Here is a 15,438-nt window from a genome sequence, read left to right as displayed (position 1 = left end):
GTCATCGGGATCGCGCCGCGCTGCTAGGCGTACGGAAGCACGAGTTCCGCGTAGCGCTGCTTCATAGTTTCCAGGACCGAATCGCCGTCGGCGTCCCAGATGTCCTGGTTGAAGATTTCCACTTCGATGTCGCCCGTGTAACCGGCGTCGCGCACCCAGGTGCCGATCGTCGCGAAGTCGATCACGCCGTCGCCCATCATGCCGCGGGACAGCAGGGCGTCGGCGGCGATCGGAAGGTTGAAGTCGCACACCTGGTAGGACGCGATCCGGTTTTCCCGGCCTGCCCGCTGGATCTGCTGCTTCAGTTCCGGGTCCCACCACACGTGGAAGGTGTCGACGGCGACGCCGACCGCCTTCGCGTCGTACGGTGCGGCGAGGTCGAGTGCCTGGCCCAGCGTCGAGATGAGGGCCCGGTCCGCGGCGTACATCGGGTGCAGCGGTTCGAGCACCAGCCGGACCCCGTGCTCGACGGCGAAGGGCACCAGGTCCTCGAGGCGATCGGCAACGCGCTGGCGAGCCGCGACGACGTCCTTCTCGCCAGTCGCGAGCCCGCCGACCACCAGGAACAGCTCCCGCGTATCCAGCGCCACGGCTTCCAGGATGGCCGCCCGGTTGTCCGCCAGCGCAGCCGCCTGCCCCTCGGCGTCGGCCGCCGTGAGGAAACCGCCCCGGCAGAGGGACGAGACGCGAAGTCCGGCGTCCTTGATCAGCTTGGCGGCCTTCTCCAGGCCGGTGTCGGCAACGATGTCCCGCCACGGTCCGATCGCAGGAATTCCGGCCCGGACGCAACCGTCCACGGCTTCGGCGAGGGTCCATTTTTTGGTGGTGGCAGTGTTCAAGGAAAGCCTGTTCAGTGACAGCCGTGAAAAGTCGCTCATGCGCCCACTCCGTTGATGCGGAGGTATTCGGACATCCGGAACGCGGCCAGTGCGGGATCGCGCAGGAGCCCGGCCTGGTCGGCGAGTTCGAAGGTGCGCGCCAGGTGGACCACGGAGCGGCCGGAATGCAGTCCGCCGACCATCTGGAATCCGGGCTGCTTGCCGTTGAGCCAGGACATGAAGGCGATCCCGGTCTTGTAGTAGAACGTGGGGGCGCTGAAGATGTGTTTGCCGAGTTCGCGGGTCGAGTCCAGGATGGCGCGCGCGTCCGCGGCATCGCCGGCGTCGTACTTCTGCAGCGCCACCGAGGCGGCAGGGTAGATCGCGGCGAAGATGCCCAGCAGCGCGTCCGAGTGGTGGGCGCCGTCGCCGTCGATGAGTTCCGGGTAGTTGAAATCGTCGCCGGTGTAGAGGCGGACGCCCTCCGGCAGGGCCGCGCGCAGGGCAACTTCATGCGAAGCGTCCAGCAGCGAGACTTTCACGCCATCCACTTTGTCTGCGTGATCGCGGATGAGGCCAAGGAAGGTCTCTGTTGCCTCGGCGACGTCGTCCGAGCCCCAGTAGCCGGCCAGTGCGGGGTCGAACATCGTCCCGAGCCAGTGCAGGATGACGGGTTGGTCCACTTCGCTGAGGAGCGTGGAGTAGACGTGAAGGTAGTCCTCGGGCCTTGCAGCCACTTTGGCCAGCGCCCGGGACGCCATGATGATGACCTTCGGTCCTGCTTCGCTCACGACGGCGATCTGCTCGCGGTACGCGTCCAACACTGCCTTGATACCAGCGGGACCCTCGGGAACAGAGTCCAGGTCCAACTGGTCCGTTCCGGCGCCGCAGGAGACGAGGTCCTGGACGCTCTTGCCGGCAGTGGCTGCGTTGCCGGACACCACCACGGAGGCCGCTTCGACGCCGGTTCGCTTGATGAGCTGCTGCGTGGCGGCCCAGTCCAGGCCCATGCCGCGCTGGGCGGTGTCCATGGCATCGGCAACGCCCAGGCCGTAGGACCACAGCTCGTGCCGGTACGCCATCGTGGTGTCCCAGTCCAAGTGCGCCGGGGCGCCCGGGGTGTTGTCGGCCGTCGTTTCGGGGATGACATGCGCCGCAGCGTAGGCGCGCCGGGACGTCAGCGGTGCCGTCGGCCTGGACCACGACGTGGCCGGCTGCACCTTGTAGAGGCGGGTCCCGCCGTCGTGGTTTGGAAGGAGAAGGGAAGTCATCAGAGCACGATCTCCGGGATGTCGATGGTGCGGCGCTCGGCCGAGGACTGCAGCCCGAGTTCGGCGAGCTGCACACCGCGGGCGGCGGAAAGGAGCCCGAAGCGGTGTTCCCGGCCCGCGACGACGTCGCGCAGGAATTCTTCCCATTGCAGCTTGAAGCCGTTGTCCAGATCGGCGTTGGCAGGGACTTCCTGCCACTGGCTGCGGAAGGACTCCGTGACGGGCAAGTCCGGGTTCCAGACCGGCTTGGGCGTGTGGGCGCGCTGCTGCGCAACGCACTTGTTCAAGCCCGCGACGGCGGAACCGTGCGTGCCGTCGATCTGGAACTCCACGAGTTCGTCGCGGTAGACGCGGACGGCCCAGGAGGAGTTGATCTGGCCGACGACGTCGTCCCCGCCCGGGGTCTCGAGCTCGAAGATGCCGTAGGAGGCGTCGTCGGCCGTGGCCTTGTATTCTTTCCCCTGCTCGTCCCATCGGGTCGGGATGTGGGTGGCGGTCTTGGCGTTGACGCTCTTGACCTTGCCGATGATGCCTTCAAGGACGTAGTTCCAGTGGCAGAACATGTCCGTTGTCATGCCGCCGCCGTCTTCCTTGCGGTAGTTCCAAGATGGCCGCTGCGCTGACTGGACGTCGCCCTCAAAGACCCAGTAACCGAACTCGCCGCGGATCGAAAGGATCCGGCCGAAAAAGCCTTCGTCCACGAGCCGGCGCAGCTTGACCAGGCCCGGCAGGTACAGCTTGTCGTGCACCACGCCCGCCGTCACGCCGGATTCCTTGCCGATCCGGGCCAGCTCGATGGCTTCTTCCAGCGTCTCCGCCGTCGGCTTTTCGGTGAAAATGTGTTTCCCGGCGCGCATGGCTTTCTTCAGCGTCGCCGCGCGGAGGCTGGTCATCGACGCATCGAAAACGACGTCCACCGTGGGGTCGTTGATGACGGCGTCGAGGTCGGTGGACCACTCGGAGACTTTGTGGAGTTCGGCGAGTTCGCGGATTTTCGCTTCGTTGCGGCCCACCAGGATCGGTTCAACCTGGACGCGGGTGCCGTCTGCCAAGGTGAAGCCCCCGGCGTCCCGGATGGGGAGGATGGAACGCAGCAGGTGCTGGCGGTAGCCCATCCGGCCGGTGATGCCGTTCATGGCGATGCGGATCGTCTTTGTTTCGTAGCCCATGAGTCCTCTTCAATGGAAAGTAAATGAAGTGGGAAAGCGCATTCCCAATGCATTCATGATGACACGCGACTCCGGGTCTGGCAATCGCTTTCCCGAGGCTAGTCGGGACTGCAATAATCGGATGTTGCTGAAAGTGCCAGAGACTGAGGCTTTTGAAGAGGAGTTGTCCGTGACTGCAAGCACGCTGTCCGAAGTGGCCAAACTGGCCGGCGTCTCCCCCGCCACGGCCTCCCGGGTGCTCAATGGCTCTGCCAGGACACCCGCACCGGAGATCGCCGAGCGCGTCCGGCAGGCGGCGGACACCCTCGGCTACATCGCGAATGCCCAGGCCCAGGCGCTGGCGAAATCCAGCACGGGGCTCATTGGCCTGATCGTGCACGACATCGCGGACCCATATTTTTCCGCCATAGCGCAAGGCGTCCAGGCCGCCGCGCGGCAGGAGCGCCGCATGGTCCTGCTCGCCACCACCAACGGCACACCCGCCGAGGAGAAGGAAGCTGTCGCCGCCTTCGCTGCACGGCGGGCCGAGTCGATCGTCATCGCAGGATCGCGTTCAACACGTTCCGAAGACGCCCGCGCGAACACCGAGCTAGCCGCCGAATTGGACCGTTACTGCCGCAACGGCGGGCGCGTGGGCGTCGTCGGGCAAGCGATTCTAGGCGTCGCCGAAACGGCAAACTACCGCACCATCGCCGTCCCTAACGAGCAACTTGCGCGGGATCTGGCGCGCGCATTGGCGCGCACCCACAAAGGGCCGTTCGTCATTGTGGCCGGGCCGGAGGGGCTGACCACTTCGGATGAGCGCGTCATGGGATTCCAACGAGGCTTGTCCGACGCCGGCCAGCCCGCCGCGGACGTTGTGCACGTGGCGTTCAACCGGAACGGCGGTTTCGACGCCGGCATTGAACTGGCCTGGCGGATCAAGGCGTCCGACCGATCGGGGCCGGATCAACAATTGTGCATTTTCGGCACGAACGATGTCATGGCTATCGGCGTGGCCGCCGCGTTGCGGGACCAGGGGCTCAGAGTCCCCCACGACGCCAGCCTCGCAGGGTTCGACGACATCGAATGGCTCCGGGACTTCCGGCCGGCGCTCTCCACCGTAAGCCTGCCACTGGAAGAAATCGGACGGCTGGCAACCATGGCGGCCCTTTCCAACGACGACGACGGCGGTCCGGCCGCCGTCGCGGGGAGCGTCACCCTCCGCAGGAGCACGAGTTCGCCCTAGTTCCCTGGGTTCGCGGCGGCTCTACCGATGACCCGATCATGCCAGGCCGATAGGTCCCGCCAGTGTGACCGGCGCAACAACTTAACCTTGACAGCGGGGCTGTGCGGGTGTCTTATGGAAAGCGCTTACCAGATGGGAAAGCGCATACCAAGCGGAAGCTCACTCCGATTCTTGCGATGGCGCTGCACTCCTACTGGAAACCACACCCAAAGGCGGGAAGGCCTTCCAGTGGCCCCAACGACTTGTCCAAAGGAGGACAATATGAAGATCGACGCGAGCAGGCAGCGAAGTTCAATCGAACCGCGACAGTCCAGCACCACAAGGAAAGCGGCAGCCAGCGGCTGGATCGGTAGCGCCCTTGAGTACTACGACTGGTTCATCTATGCACAGGCCGCCGCGCTGGTGTTTCCCGGCGTCTTCTTCCCCGCGGGAAACCCGACCGTTGCGCTGATCGCTTCGCTTGGCACCTACGCCGTGGGCTATGTGGCCCGCCCGATCGGCGCATTCGTCCTGGGACAGTGGGGCGACAAACATGGCCGCAAGAACGTTCTGGTCTTGGCCATGTTGATGATGGGCGCGTCGACCTTCGCCGTCGCATTATTGCCCACCTACGGCCAGGTCGGCGTCTTGGCACCCGTCCTGCTGGTTGCCGTCCGGCTCATCCAAGGCTTCGCGGTGGCCGGCGAACTGAGCGGTGCCAGCGCCATGATCGTGGAGCACGCACCTTTCGGCCGCCGGGGCTTCTACGCAAGCTTCGCGCTCCAGGGCACCCAGGCCGGGCAGATCATCGCCGCCGCGGTCTTCCTCCCACTCTCTGCCATGCTCTCCAGTGAATCGTTCAAATCCTGGGGCTGGCGCATTCCGTTCCTCCTCAGCGCCCTTGTGGTGTTCGCCGGGTACATGATCCGCCGCCGGGTCGAAGAAACCCCCATCTTCACCGAAGAAAAGGCGCACCAAGAGATCCCGAAGATGCCGATCGTCCGCGTGCTGCGCGAAAGCGGTCTCGACGTGGTTCGCGCAATCTGCATGACCCTGGTCAACGTCGTCGGCGTCACCGTGGCAGTGTTCGGTGCGGCTTACGCCACCCAGCCGGGCTACGGCGTCGGCATGAGCACCACCGTCTACCTCTGGATCCCGGTCCTGGCCAACGTCGTCGCACTGGCCCTCATCCCCTTGTTCGGAGATCTGTCGGACCGTTTCGGCCGCAGGCCGTTGATGATCTTCGGCTCATTGAGCTCCGGCGTGCTGGCCTACGCCTACCTGTACGCAGTCAGCCAGAACAACGTACTGCTCACCATCATCCTCTCGATCCTCATGTGGGGCACGCTCTACCAAGTCTGGAATGCAACGTTCGCCAGCTACTTCCAAGAACTCTTCCCCGCCCGCACCCGAGTCACGGGATTCGCCATCTCGCAGAACATCGGCCTCGTCATCACCGCGTTCCTTCCGAGTATCTTCGCGGCGATCGCCCCGCCGGGGTCCGCGAACGTACCGCTCATCATCGGGTCCATCTGCTTCGGAATCTGCATCATCGGAGCCGTGGCCGCCTGGTCGGCCCGGGAAACGTACCGCATCCCCCTCAATCAGCTGGGCACGCCGGACGCGACGCCGGTTCCCCGCGAGGAGTACCGCCGGCTCAGGAACGGCACCCGGTAAGCCGCACGATTTGCGGTGATTCGCGGGCTTTGAATGAAACGATTCACAGAAAGAGGAGAATCCACATGCGTGTCTGCTTCCGTTCCTCGGTCACGCCCAGCCAGATTCCCGAATATCGACGCCGACACGCGGCCGTTTGGCCGGAGATGCTCCGTGAACTCAAAGCGGCCGGCTGGAACAACTATTCGTTGTTCCTCGCCGACGACGGGCTGCTAGTGGGATACGTGGAATGCGACGATTTCGATGCGGCACGAGCCCGCATGGCCCTGACTGATGTGAATGCCCGTTGGCAGGCAGAAATGGCCCTGCTGTTCGAAGACCACGCACGGGCGCCGGACCAAGGATTCGTCCAACTCACGGAAATCTTCAATCTCGAGGACCAGCTGTCCAGGGACTGAGGCCTCACGCTCAAACCGGGGCTTGTTTCCCATCGCCGCGCTTCAAGCTCCGGCCTGGGAAACGAGCCCCGGAATGGCGCCCTGTGTCGCCGTCACAAGCGAGGTCCCGGAAAACCCCTCAAACGATCGCGGAGACCCCTGTCACGGCCCGGCCCACGATGAGCGAGTTGATCTCGAACGATCCTTCGTACGTGTAGATCGCCTCGGCATCGGCAAAGATTTTGGCCATCCGGTAATCGGTCACGATGCCGTTCCCACCCAGGATGGACCGGCCCATCGCCACGGTTTCGCGCATCCGGGCGCTGCAGTACGCCTTGGCCAGGGCCACCTGGGCCATCTGGGCTCCGCCGTGCCGCACTCCCTTGCTGTCCGTGTAGATGTCCTCCTGCAGCTGGGCGATCCGCACCATCATGCCCATGCTTGCCACGGCATTTCCGAGCATGTCCACCAATTGCTGCTGGATGAGTTGGAACTTCGCAAGCGGGCGGCCGAACTGCTGGCGGTCAAGCGCATACTGTCGGGCGACGTCGAATGCCGCCAACTGCTGCCCCACGGCCTGCCAGGCCACCATGAGCCTGGATCCGCGTAGAAGGTGGTTGGTGTCAGCGAAGCTGTTGGTCCCGGAAAAGCGGTCCGCCTCGGCGATCCGGACGTCTTTGAGGACAATGTCGGCGTTTTGAACGGTGCGCAGGGCAATCTTGTTTTCGATCTTGGTCCGCGTCACCCCAGGCAGCGTGGCATCCACGATGAAACCCCGGACGGCGCCGTCGGCTTCGTCCCGGGCCCAGACCAGCATGTGGTCGCAGAACGTCCCGTTGCCGATCCAGCGCTTGGCACCGTTCAGCACCCAGTAGTCGCCGCCGTCCTCGGCTCCCCCGACGACCCGGCGGGCAACCGTCTGCAGGCCGCCGGCAACGTCGGAGCCGTGGTCCGGTTCCGTGAGCGCAAACGCTCCTGTGGTCCGGAGGTTGGAGGCGTCGTCTAGGTAGCGGTCCTGCTGGTCCTTGGAGCCGAACTCGTAGAGCGCCTCGATGAAGAGGTCGTGGTGGACCATGAAGAACGTGGCAATGGAGGTGTCCACGCGGGTCATTTCCGCGATCACCAACCCTGCAAACAGGTTGCTGTAGCCGCGGTGCGTGGGGGTGCTCAGGCGAAGGGCCGCGAGCTTGGGCAGGATGTGTGCCGGGAACTCGGCCTTGTCCCACCAATCCTTGGCATACGGCGCGATCTCCGTGGCCAGGAACTCCCGGAGCTCGTCGAGTTTGCGCTGTTCCTGGACGCTGAGGAGGGACTCGAAATCGAAAAAATCCGCCGAAGGCAGGGAACCAGCCGAGTGCTCGACGGCGGCCGCCAGCTTGTGCATCTGGCTCACTTCGGTGCCATCCGGATCGCGCCGTCGAGGCGGATGGTTTCGCCGTTGAGCATGGCGTTTTCCACGATGTGCGCCACGAGGTTGGCGTACTCGGCGGGGCGGCCAAGACGTGCCGGGTGCGGTACCTGCTGGCCGAGGGAGAGCTGCGCGTCCTGGGGCAAGCCGGCCAGCATGGGTGTTTCGAAGATGCCCGGTGCAATGGCCATGACCCGTACCAGCGAGCGCGCAAATTCACGGGCCAGGGGCAACGTCATCGCGGCCACGGCTCCCTTGGACGCGGCATACGCAGGCTGCCCGATCTGCCCATCGAAAGCCGCCACGGAGGCCGTGCTGATGATGACGCCGCGTTCCTCGCCACCGAGCTCGGTGGACGCAGGTTCGTTTTGGGCCATCGCGGCGGCGGCCAGGCGGATCACGTTGAAGGTGCCCACGAGGTTGATCTGGATGACTCTGTTGAAGTTCTCCAGCGGCAGCACGCCGTCTTTGCCGAGCACCTTGCCCGGGGTTGCCACGCCGGCACAGTTGACCAGGATCCGGAGCGGACCCAGCGCGACGGCAGCGTCGACGGCGGCCTGCACTTGTTCTTCGTTGGTGACGTCGGCGGGAACGAACACGGCCCTGCCGTCGGCTCCCGAGGCATTGAGTTCGGCAGCGAGGGACTCGCCGGGAGAGGAATGGAGGTCAAGTAGCACCACCGATGCTCCGGCGTCGAGCAATCGCCTCGCGGTTGCGGCCCCCAGTCCCGAAGCCCCGCCGGTTATCAACGCAACTGCGCCCTTGATGTCCATCCATCCTCCTCGATGCAGAACCAAAATCCGTTAATGAATGTTAACTGAATCACTTTGATTGTGCACTGGGGAGGGGCCTGCGGCCAAGCGCGCGGCGTTAGGCTGTCACCATGTCCGCTCCCGACACGCCGCAGCGCACCTCCGGAACACCGGATTGGGCCGCGCGAGCCGACCACGCGGCGCGTTCGGTGACCCGGCATTTCGGTCGGCGCCTCCTTTTCCTTCCCGGAACGCACCTTGCGGCGTCGGTCCGGCCGTCCACGCGTTTTCCGGGTCAGCCATGGAACTACTGGTGGCAGGCGCACTACGTCGATTGCCTCGTGGACGCCGGGTTGCGCGAACTGGCCTCGGGATCAAGGTTCGACGGCGGGGATCACCCGAGCGCGGGCCGGCTCGCTTCACGCCTGGTCAGCACTATCCGCTTGCGCAACTTCCTGCGCTACGTCAACAGCTACTACGACGACATGGCGTGGCTCGCTCTCGCCGTCCTGCGTTTGGACGCCTTGGCCGAAAGGGCGCACCAGCCCGGCCGCCGACGCAACGCCCGGCTGCAGGAAAACCTCTCTCCGCAATTCGAGTCGGCCTCCACTGAACACATGGCTGGCGGCACCTTCTGGAGCACCAAACGCGATTTCAAGAACACCCCGGCCACAGCGCCGGTGGCCCTGCACTTCGCCCGGACCGGCAAGCAGGAGCGGGCCCAAGGGCTCCTGGACTGGCTCGATGCCACGCTCTTCGAACCCACCCGCGGCTTGTACCTCGACGGCGCTTGGATCAAGGAGGGCAAGCTCGTCCTCGCGGAAGAGATCTACACCTACAACCAGGGTCCTGTCCTCGGCGCCTTGTTGGAGTTGGGTGGAGATGCGAACCTGGCCCGCGCAGCCGCGTTGGTGGGCTCGGTGGCTGAACATCTGACGCTCCCCGGTCCGCCTGACGGGGCGGGGAGGCTCGTTCTTCGCGGCGAAGGCACCGGCGACGGCGGACTTTTCACCGGAATCCTCGTCCGTTACCTGGCCCTCGCCACCGGGGACCCGCGGTTGCCCTCACCTGCCCGGGCCACCGCCGGGCATCTCGTGCTCGACACCGCGGAGGCGGTCTGGGCGGGGCGGACTGTGCGCACCGACGCTGCCCACGGGGCGTCCGGAAAGTACGACGACGACGGCTGGCTCGTCTTCTCGACGGAACCACAGCGTCCGGCCTCCCAGACGTATCCGGCGGGCACCGCCGTCGAACTCTCCACGCAACTGCAGGCGTGGACGGTGCTCGAAGCCGCCGCGCGCGTCCGGCAATTGTCAGGGCCGGGGCCTAGTCTGGAGCTGTGAACCCGTCCCCGAGTCCGTTGCCTGTCACCGTGGTCGCTCCGCCGGCGGAATGGTGGCAGATCCTTGGAGCGCTCAGCCCGCTCGCTGTCCTTGTTGCGGCGATCGTTGCCGCGATCGTTGGCCTCCTGTCCTTGCGGCAGAAGGCGAGGGCGGACAACAGGTCCGAGTGGTGGCGCCGTGCTCAGTGGGCGCTGGATGCGTCCCTGTCCCGGAGCCGCTCCGAGGCTGAAATGGGGCAAAAGGCCATCGAGATTCTGGGCCAAAGCGAACTCGCGTCACGGGAGGAACTAGCGCTCCTCAAAGTCGGCACGGAGGATGAGCTCCTGGCAGCTGCCACTGCATCCGAAACCCGAGCCGTCACCCGGTCGCAGCGTCCCGATTCGGTGAGCGCTGAAGACCGCAAGGTCCAGATCGCCGCAGCAAAGGCCAGGGTCGTGCTGGACCAGCGGCTCGGGGAAGACACTCCAGGCTGGATCGTCGGTCTGTCCGCTGAGAAGCCCGAGTAGATCCCCGCGGTTACTCCCCCACAGGCGCCGACTTTTTCCTCTGCGGATGCGGGGTTTCCTGCCGCGCCAACATCTCGACAAAGCCAGCGATCTTCCTGGCTCGCGTGTCCGCCTTCTTCACCGAGTTGGTGCGGTAGATCAGGGCGTAGCGATTGACCGACGTCAGCACGTCGAACATCGCCTGGGCTTCCGGAACGGCGGCGATGGCGGCAGCGAGGTCCTCCGGGACTTCCGCGTCCGCTTGGCCCACGTAGGCAGCTTCCCAACGCCCGTCCGCCTTGGCGCTGTCGACGGCGGCCCATCCGGCCGGGGTCATCTTGCCCTCAGCTTCCAAACGGGCAATGTGGCCCACGTTCCGTTTGGACCACGGGCTTTTGGGGCCGCGACGGGTCATGCGCTGGAAGACGCTCGCGTCGTCGCGCCTTCTGCCTTGGCCGTCGATCCAACCGAAACAAAGGGCCTCATCCAAGGCAGCGGCGTAATCCAGTTCCGTCACGTTGCCGCCCTTCTTGTGCAGCACGAGCCACACGCCAGGGCTATCGGCGCCATTCTTTTCGAGCCAGGCCCGCCATTCGGCAGCGTCTTTGACGATCAGTTCTTCGAGTTCAACAGCCATGGCCCCATTCTGGTGCCAGCTAGGCTGTGGCGAAAGCCCACTGACTTCTGCGGAGGATCCATGTTGCGCGTCCGTCCCATCCAGTTCACGTCCGACGTCGCCGGCTGGAAGCACCTTCTTGCGGCGCTGGGCCTCGTGTGCGTGGAGGACGACGGCGATTGGGTGGAGTTCGACGCCGGCTCGGGCCGGGTGGCCATGCACCGTGCTTCCGCGGGCTCGCTCGACGACGGCACTACCGTGTTCGGCGTCGAGGTCGGGGATTTGGCCGAGTTCGCCCGGCGCACCGTAGCGGACGGGACCCGCGCCGAACTGTTCGACGCCGATCACGGCCAGGCCGTGCGCATTACCGCCCGGGACGGCTTCACCTTCCTCGCCGACAAGGCGAGCAGCCGCACGACCAGCCCGGAAGCGGATCCGGGGCTCGCCGTCGTCGGGACCTGGCTCACGCCCGATGTGCCGGGGGCCGCGTCGGAGTTGCACAACATCGGCGCGCGACCGCGGCGGGCGTCCGCGGACTTCGCGGACTTCAGCACGAAGAACGGCGGAATCCTTTTGGTCCGGCAGTCTCCGGAGACGGCTGCGGGAGGCCTCGCTTTCGAGTACGACGGCGACCTGGCTGCCCTGGAAGCCCGGCTCGCCGCCGCCGGACTCAGGGCAGCCCGGACCGGATCGCTCCTCACGATCCAGGCACCGCGCGGCGGATCCATCAGCGTGACCCGGACCCTCTAACCCGACGCTCGCTCACTTATATGCGCCTTTCCCCCAACGCTCGCTCACCTATATCGGTCTTTTCCCCAACGCTCGCTCAGATCATCTGAGCGCGGGATCCCGATTTTGGCCACATACGCGAGCGAGCGTCGCCCGATTAGACGACATAAGTGAGCGGGCGTTTGGCTAGTCCTCCAGCGCTCCGTTGCAGAGCCTGTTGACCACCTCGGTGAGCATTGCCAGGCCCGCTACGATGTCCTCGTCCTTGGTGTATTCGTGCTCGTTGTGGGAGATGCCGTCCACGCTGGGAACAAAGAGCATCACTGTGGGAACGATGTCCTTCATGTTGGTGGAATCGTGCCCGGCCAGGGTCATGACTTCCTTGTTGGACAGTCCTATGTCGGCGGCAACCTTGGCGGCGAGTTCAACGCCCTCGGGCTGGTATGGAGTGACCGGCCACGAGTGCGAATGGTGCTGTTCGACGGAAACGTTGGCAAGCGCCTCGATTTCCGCGATGCGCTCATGCAGCAAGGCATCGGCCTGGGCGAGTACGGACTCATCCGCACTGCGCAGGTCCAACAGCAGGCTGACGCGGGACGGCACCACAACGGGCGAGTTCGGGTAGACGTTCAACTGCCCCACCGAGGTGTGGAGCACACCGGGGAAGCGGTTGGCGATGTCCCGGGCGGCAACCACCAGCATCGAGGCTCCCAGGAGAGCGTCCTTGCGGTCCGCGATCACGGCTGAGCCTGTGTGCGCCTGCTCGCCGTGGACCACGAATTCGTACTTGTTGGCTGCCCAGATCCCGGCCATCACGGGCCTGGATGACCAACCGGAGACCTTCGAAGCACAAGTCCGGCAGACCATCGAAAACCTGCGTACGGTACTGGAAGCAGCCGGTTCCAGCCTGGCGCACGTGGTCAAGGTCAACACGTACTTGACCAGCCAGGACCAACTCGAGGAGTACAACCGCGTCTACACGGAGTACTTCGGCTCGGCGAAGCCCGCGCGCACTTCGGTATGCGTGAGCCTCTGGGGAGTATCCCTCGAGATTGAATGCGTGGCGGTGCTCGCGTGAGCGGGGCTTCCACGGCTGAGCTCGTGTCCTCGGCAGGCCTGTTGGCCCGGCTTTCCGAGGTCAGCTACCCCACTATCGGACACTTCCTGGAGGACGGATTTGTCGATCCGGCCATCCAATCGTGGCTGGACTCCTCGCTGACGGGCGAAGGTCTCGACGCCGTCAAGATCGCCGGCCCGGCCGTCACCGTCCGGATCGTCGACAATGACGCCATCGCCATGAACCGCGCGCTGCTCGCCCTGACCCCGGGCAGCGTGCTGGTGGTGGACATGTCCGGCGACCACCGTCACGCCCCCGTGGGGGCCGTCACGGCCGCCGCGGCGAAAGCGCAAGGCGCTGCCGGCGTCGTCGTGGATGGTGTGGCGACCGATCTGCTGGAACTGGGGCAGACCGCGCTCCCCGTCTTTGCCCGCGGCACCTCGTCCCTCACTACGAAGCGCGTCTACGGCACCGGTTCGGCCGTGAACGTACCGGTTCGGTGCGGTGGCGTCACGGTCAACCCGGGTGACTTCGTGCTCGCGGACAGCAACGGCGTGGTGGTGCTGAGCGCAGAAGCCGCCAGTGCCGTCGTCGACCGGGCCGCGGCCTCGGATGCTGCCGAACCGGCAATCCTGGGACGCATCGCTGCAGGAGAATCGCTCGACGCAATCCTGGCTGTCTGATTCGTGCGACATGGAACGGCATGGGATGAGGTAGAACTTAACCATGAGTGTTCGTACCCCTGACCCGTACTCCGGCTGGCTTTCCGATGAAGACCTCTTCGAAGCCCGCGGCCGCCTCCCCATGGTTTACGTGGAGGCGGTTCCCGTGCGTCTGGATCCACTCGGATTCGTCAACGAGGTAGGTACCCTGCTCCAGGGCGACGCCGACGGCACCATGGTCCGATCCTTCGTGTCCGGCCGCGTGCTGTACCGCGAAACCATCCGTGCCGCGCTGTTGCGGCACATGGAAAAGGACCTCGGGCCGCTGGCCTTCCCCCAGTTGCCCGTCAGTCCCGTGCCGTTCACGGTGGCCGAATACTTCCCGGCGCCGTCGCAGACCGGCTTCACGGACGACCGCCAGCACGCAGTGTCCCTCGTCTATGTCATCCCCGTGACCGGCGAGTGCGAACCGCGCCAGGACGCCCTCGAGCTGACGTGGATGACTCCGCAGGAAATCCTCAGCGACGACGTCCAGCAGGAATTCAGCGGCGGTCGAGGCAATCTGGTACGCCAGGCCTTGGCTTTTGCCGGCGTCGGACAGTAGCGGCAGCGCGGGCAGTAGCCACCTCCCCGATTTGTTGGGTGGGTTTTATAGACTGTTGGGCGGACCCCAAGAGAACCAAAGGACTTCCGATGACTCACAGCCCGGCCGACCAGCAGTACCGTGAAAAGCAGGCTGGGGCCCTGCAAATCGGGGACTACCTGTTCCTCCCTGGGGATGGTCCCGCGGAGGAAATCACGCACATCGAGCTCGAACACGACGATTTTGGCGTGCCCGCACTCATTCTGGTGACCACGCTCGACGGCGGAAAAGTGCGGATCGCGATCGGGTCCAGCGTCCCGGTGGGCGAAGCAGCTGTCGTTCCCGACGACGACGACACGCTCGCCGAAGAGCCGGCCCTGCTGGCGGAGCCGGTTTCCGGCGGCGAGCCCGACGCCGTTACCCCCGACGCCGGTGACTCACCCGCGGAAGCCGTTCCCGCCGTCGTCGTACCTCCTTTGCCCGCTGTGGCACCGACTGTGAGCGGATCGACGGCACCAAGTCCCGAGCAGCTCGCGCTGATCCCGGAACCGACCGACTCGCCGGAGGACGTCGTGGCCGCCGCTGCGGAAGCGCACCCCGGCAGGAACGGCGTCGCTGTACTGAGCGACCGCCTCGTGAAGGGCATCAACACGAAGTCGGGAAGCTGCCTGCGGGATCTGAGCGACCTGGCCCACGATCTTTTCATCGAACTGCGGGATCCGGACCATGCCCTCGCGGTGGCCGATATTCTCAACGTGCTCCCCTACGACGGAAACCGCGACCGGTGGATGTCCGTTGAGCGTTCCCTCGCACTTTCCAGCTTCATTTGCCGCGAGCTCGGCCAAACGGAACGTGCGGAAGTCTACGATCAACTCCTGCAAGCCCCCGACACCATCGAGACAGACCCGTTCAAGGCCCGGATCGCCGCCAAGGTCCGGCAGCGCGGGCTCAACGAACCGAACCTGTACGACAAGGAAATCTTCCGCTCCATCGACAACGGCAATCGCGATGCCGAGCGTGAATGGCGGCTGCTCCGGCTCGAAACCCTGCTGTTCCTCCGTTCGCACGGCGGCTCGAACACCCTTGGCGTAGGTGAACTAGATCACCGGATCGCGAACGAACTCGAGGCCGTGCGGGCTTAGCCTCGATCCACCGATGTGCCCGGGCTGATGATTTGAATCCGGTTCGGCTCGTTGTGCGGGCAGGGAGCATGCTGGGGTGCCAGGCCTCGCTGCCCTTCGGTGTTCCACTGTTGGTCCTGGTTGCGCCGGGTGGCTGGGTGGG

The 15,438-nt window shown here is 65.3% G+C and carries 16 protein-coding genes and 1 pseudogene; 10 read left to right on the top strand and 7 right to left on the bottom strand.

The window, feature by feature from the left end; translation table 11 throughout:
• Positions 1-23: 23 nt before the first annotated feature.
• The 3 genes from AB4074_RS06550 to AB4074_RS06540 are packed head-to-tail and all read right to left on the bottom strand — an operon-like array spanning position 24 to position 3,258.
• On the bottom strand, positions 24-878 hold the full coding sequence (locus tag AB4074_RS06550; RefSeq protein ID WP_441412646.1) for a sugar phosphate isomerase/epimerase family protein: 855 nt from the start codon (positions 876-878) through the stop codon (positions 24-26).
• On the bottom strand, positions 875-2,089 hold the full coding sequence (locus tag AB4074_RS06545; protein WP_441412645.1) for a dihydrodipicolinate synthase family protein: 1,215 nt from the start codon (positions 2,087-2,089) through the stop codon (positions 875-877). The genes AB4074_RS06550 and AB4074_RS06545 overlap by 4 nt, the downstream gene beginning before the upstream one ends.
• The gene (locus AB4074_RS06540) at positions 2,089-3,258 is read right to left on the bottom strand and encodes a Gfo/Idh/MocA family protein (protein WP_441412644.1); all 1,170 of its coding nucleotides are present in this window, start codon (positions 3,256-3,258) and stop codon (positions 2,089-2,091) included. Before AB4074_RS06540 ends, AB4074_RS06545 begins: the two co-directional genes overlap by 1 nt.
• Before the next feature lie 169 nt (positions 3,259-3,427).
• On the opposite strand from AB4074_RS06540, the gene AB4074_RS06535 reads away from it, so the two are divergent.
• The 3 genes from AB4074_RS06535 to AB4074_RS06525 all read left to right on the top strand — a co-directional run bounded on the left by AB4074_RS06535 (position 3,428) and on the right by AB4074_RS06525 (position 6,540).
• The gene (locus AB4074_RS06535) at positions 3,428-4,486 is read left to right on the top strand and encodes a LacI family DNA-binding transcriptional regulator (protein WP_441412643.1); all 1,059 of its coding nucleotides are present in this window, start codon (positions 3,428-3,430) and stop codon (positions 4,484-4,486) included.
• A 261-nt stretch (positions 4,487-4,747) separates the two neighbouring features.
• The gene (locus tag AB4074_RS06530; RefSeq protein WP_441412642.1) at positions 4,748-6,142 is read left to right on the top strand and encodes an MFS transporter; all 1,395 of its coding nucleotides are present in this window, start codon (positions 4,748-4,750) and stop codon (positions 6,140-6,142) included.
• Positions 6,143-6,207: 65 nt separating this feature from the next.
• Positions 6,208-6,540: an L-rhamnose mutarotase gene (locus AB4074_RS06525; RefSeq protein WP_441412641.1), complete on the top strand. Its 333-nt coding sequence runs from the start codon at positions 6,208-6,210 to the stop codon at positions 6,538-6,540.
• 118 nt (positions 6,541-6,658) lie between these two features.
• On the opposite strand, the gene AB4074_RS06520 is transcribed toward AB4074_RS06525, so the two are convergent.
• Positions 6,659-7,903 (bottom strand): acyl-CoA dehydrogenase family protein, encoded by a 1,245-nt coding sequence (locus AB4074_RS06520; RefSeq protein ID WP_441412776.1) that lies wholly within the window; start codon positions 7,901-7,903, stop codon positions 6,659-6,661.
• Between the two features lie 5 nt (positions 7,904-7,908).
• Positions 7,909-8,700, bottom strand: a complete 792-nt coding sequence (locus AB4074_RS06515) for an SDR family NAD(P)-dependent oxidoreductase (protein ID WP_441412640.1) — start codon at positions 8,698-8,700, stop codon at positions 7,909-7,911.
• Between the two features lie 110 nt (positions 8,701-8,810).
• Here AB4074_RS06515 and AB4074_RS06510 point away from each other — a divergent pair, with 110 nt between their 5' ends.
• Together AB4074_RS06510 and AB4074_RS06505 are read left to right on the top strand one after the other, a co-directional pair.
• Positions 8,811-10,022, top strand: coding sequence for a glycoside hydrolase family 76 protein (locus tag AB4074_RS06510; RefSeq protein ID WP_441412639.1), 1,212 nt, complete (start codon positions 8,811-8,813; stop codon positions 10,020-10,022).
• The gene (locus tag AB4074_RS06505) at positions 10,019-10,528 is read left to right on the top strand and encodes a hypothetical protein (RefSeq protein ID WP_441412638.1); all 510 of its coding nucleotides are present in this window, start codon (positions 10,019-10,021) and stop codon (positions 10,526-10,528) included. Before AB4074_RS06510 ends, AB4074_RS06505 begins: the two co-directional genes overlap by 4 nt.
• 10 nt (positions 10,529-10,538) lie before the next feature.
• Here the strand turns inward: AB4074_RS06505 and AB4074_RS06500 are convergent, their stop codons facing one another.
• Entirely contained in the window at positions 10,539-11,144 is a 606-nt protein-coding gene (locus AB4074_RS06500) for a YdeI/OmpD-associated family protein (RefSeq protein ID WP_441412637.1), read from the bottom strand.
• Between the two features lie 60 nt (positions 11,145-11,204).
• Here AB4074_RS06500 and AB4074_RS06495 point away from each other — a divergent pair, with 60 nt between their 5' ends.
• Positions 11,205-11,873: a VOC family protein gene (locus tag AB4074_RS06495; RefSeq protein ID WP_441412636.1), complete on the top strand. Its 669-nt coding sequence runs from the start codon at positions 11,205-11,207 to the stop codon at positions 11,871-11,873.
• A gap of 165 nt (positions 11,874-12,038) precedes the next feature.
• Here the strand turns inward: AB4074_RS06495 and AB4074_RS06490 are convergent.
• Positions 12,039-12,653: pseudogene (locus AB4074_RS06490) on the bottom strand (M20/M25/M40 family metallo-hydrolase); the annotation flags it as partial.
• Here AB4074_RS06490 and AB4074_RS06485 point away from each other — a divergent pair.
• From AB4074_RS06485 to AB4074_RS06470, 4 genes are all read left to right on the top strand, one after another.
• Entirely contained in the window at positions 12,604-12,930 is a 327-nt protein-coding gene (locus tag AB4074_RS06485; protein WP_441412635.1) for a RidA family protein, read from the top strand. The pseudogene AB4074_RS06490 and the gene AB4074_RS06485 overlap by 50 nt on opposite strands.
• On the top strand, positions 12,927-13,592 hold the full coding sequence (locus AB4074_RS06480; protein ID WP_441412634.1) for an RraA family protein: 666 nt from the start codon (positions 12,927-12,929) through the stop codon (positions 13,590-13,592). Before AB4074_RS06485 ends, AB4074_RS06480 begins: the two co-directional genes overlap by 4 nt.
• 43 nt (positions 13,593-13,635) lie before the next feature.
• Positions 13,636-14,175 carry an NUDIX hydrolase family protein gene (locus tag AB4074_RS06475; protein WP_059388553.1) on the top strand — a complete coding sequence of 180 codons (540 nt, stop codon included), beginning with the start codon at positions 13,636-13,638 and terminating at the stop codon, positions 14,173-14,175.
• 89 nt (positions 14,176-14,264) lie between these two features.
• Positions 14,265-15,296 (top strand): DUF6707 family protein, encoded by a 1,032-nt coding sequence (locus tag AB4074_RS06470; protein ID WP_441412633.1) that lies wholly within the window; start codon positions 14,265-14,267, stop codon positions 15,294-15,296.
• The last annotated feature ends 142 nt before the right edge of the window (positions 15,297-15,438 follow it).

Source organism: Arthrobacter sp. 2MCAF14, assembly GCF_052115645.1.
Classification (GTDB): domain Bacteria; phylum Actinomycetota; class Actinomycetes; order Actinomycetales; family Micrococcaceae; genus Arthrobacter.
The sequence above is the reverse complement of the archived record's forward strand: the minus strand, read 5'-3'. Positions and strand labels throughout refer to the sequence as shown.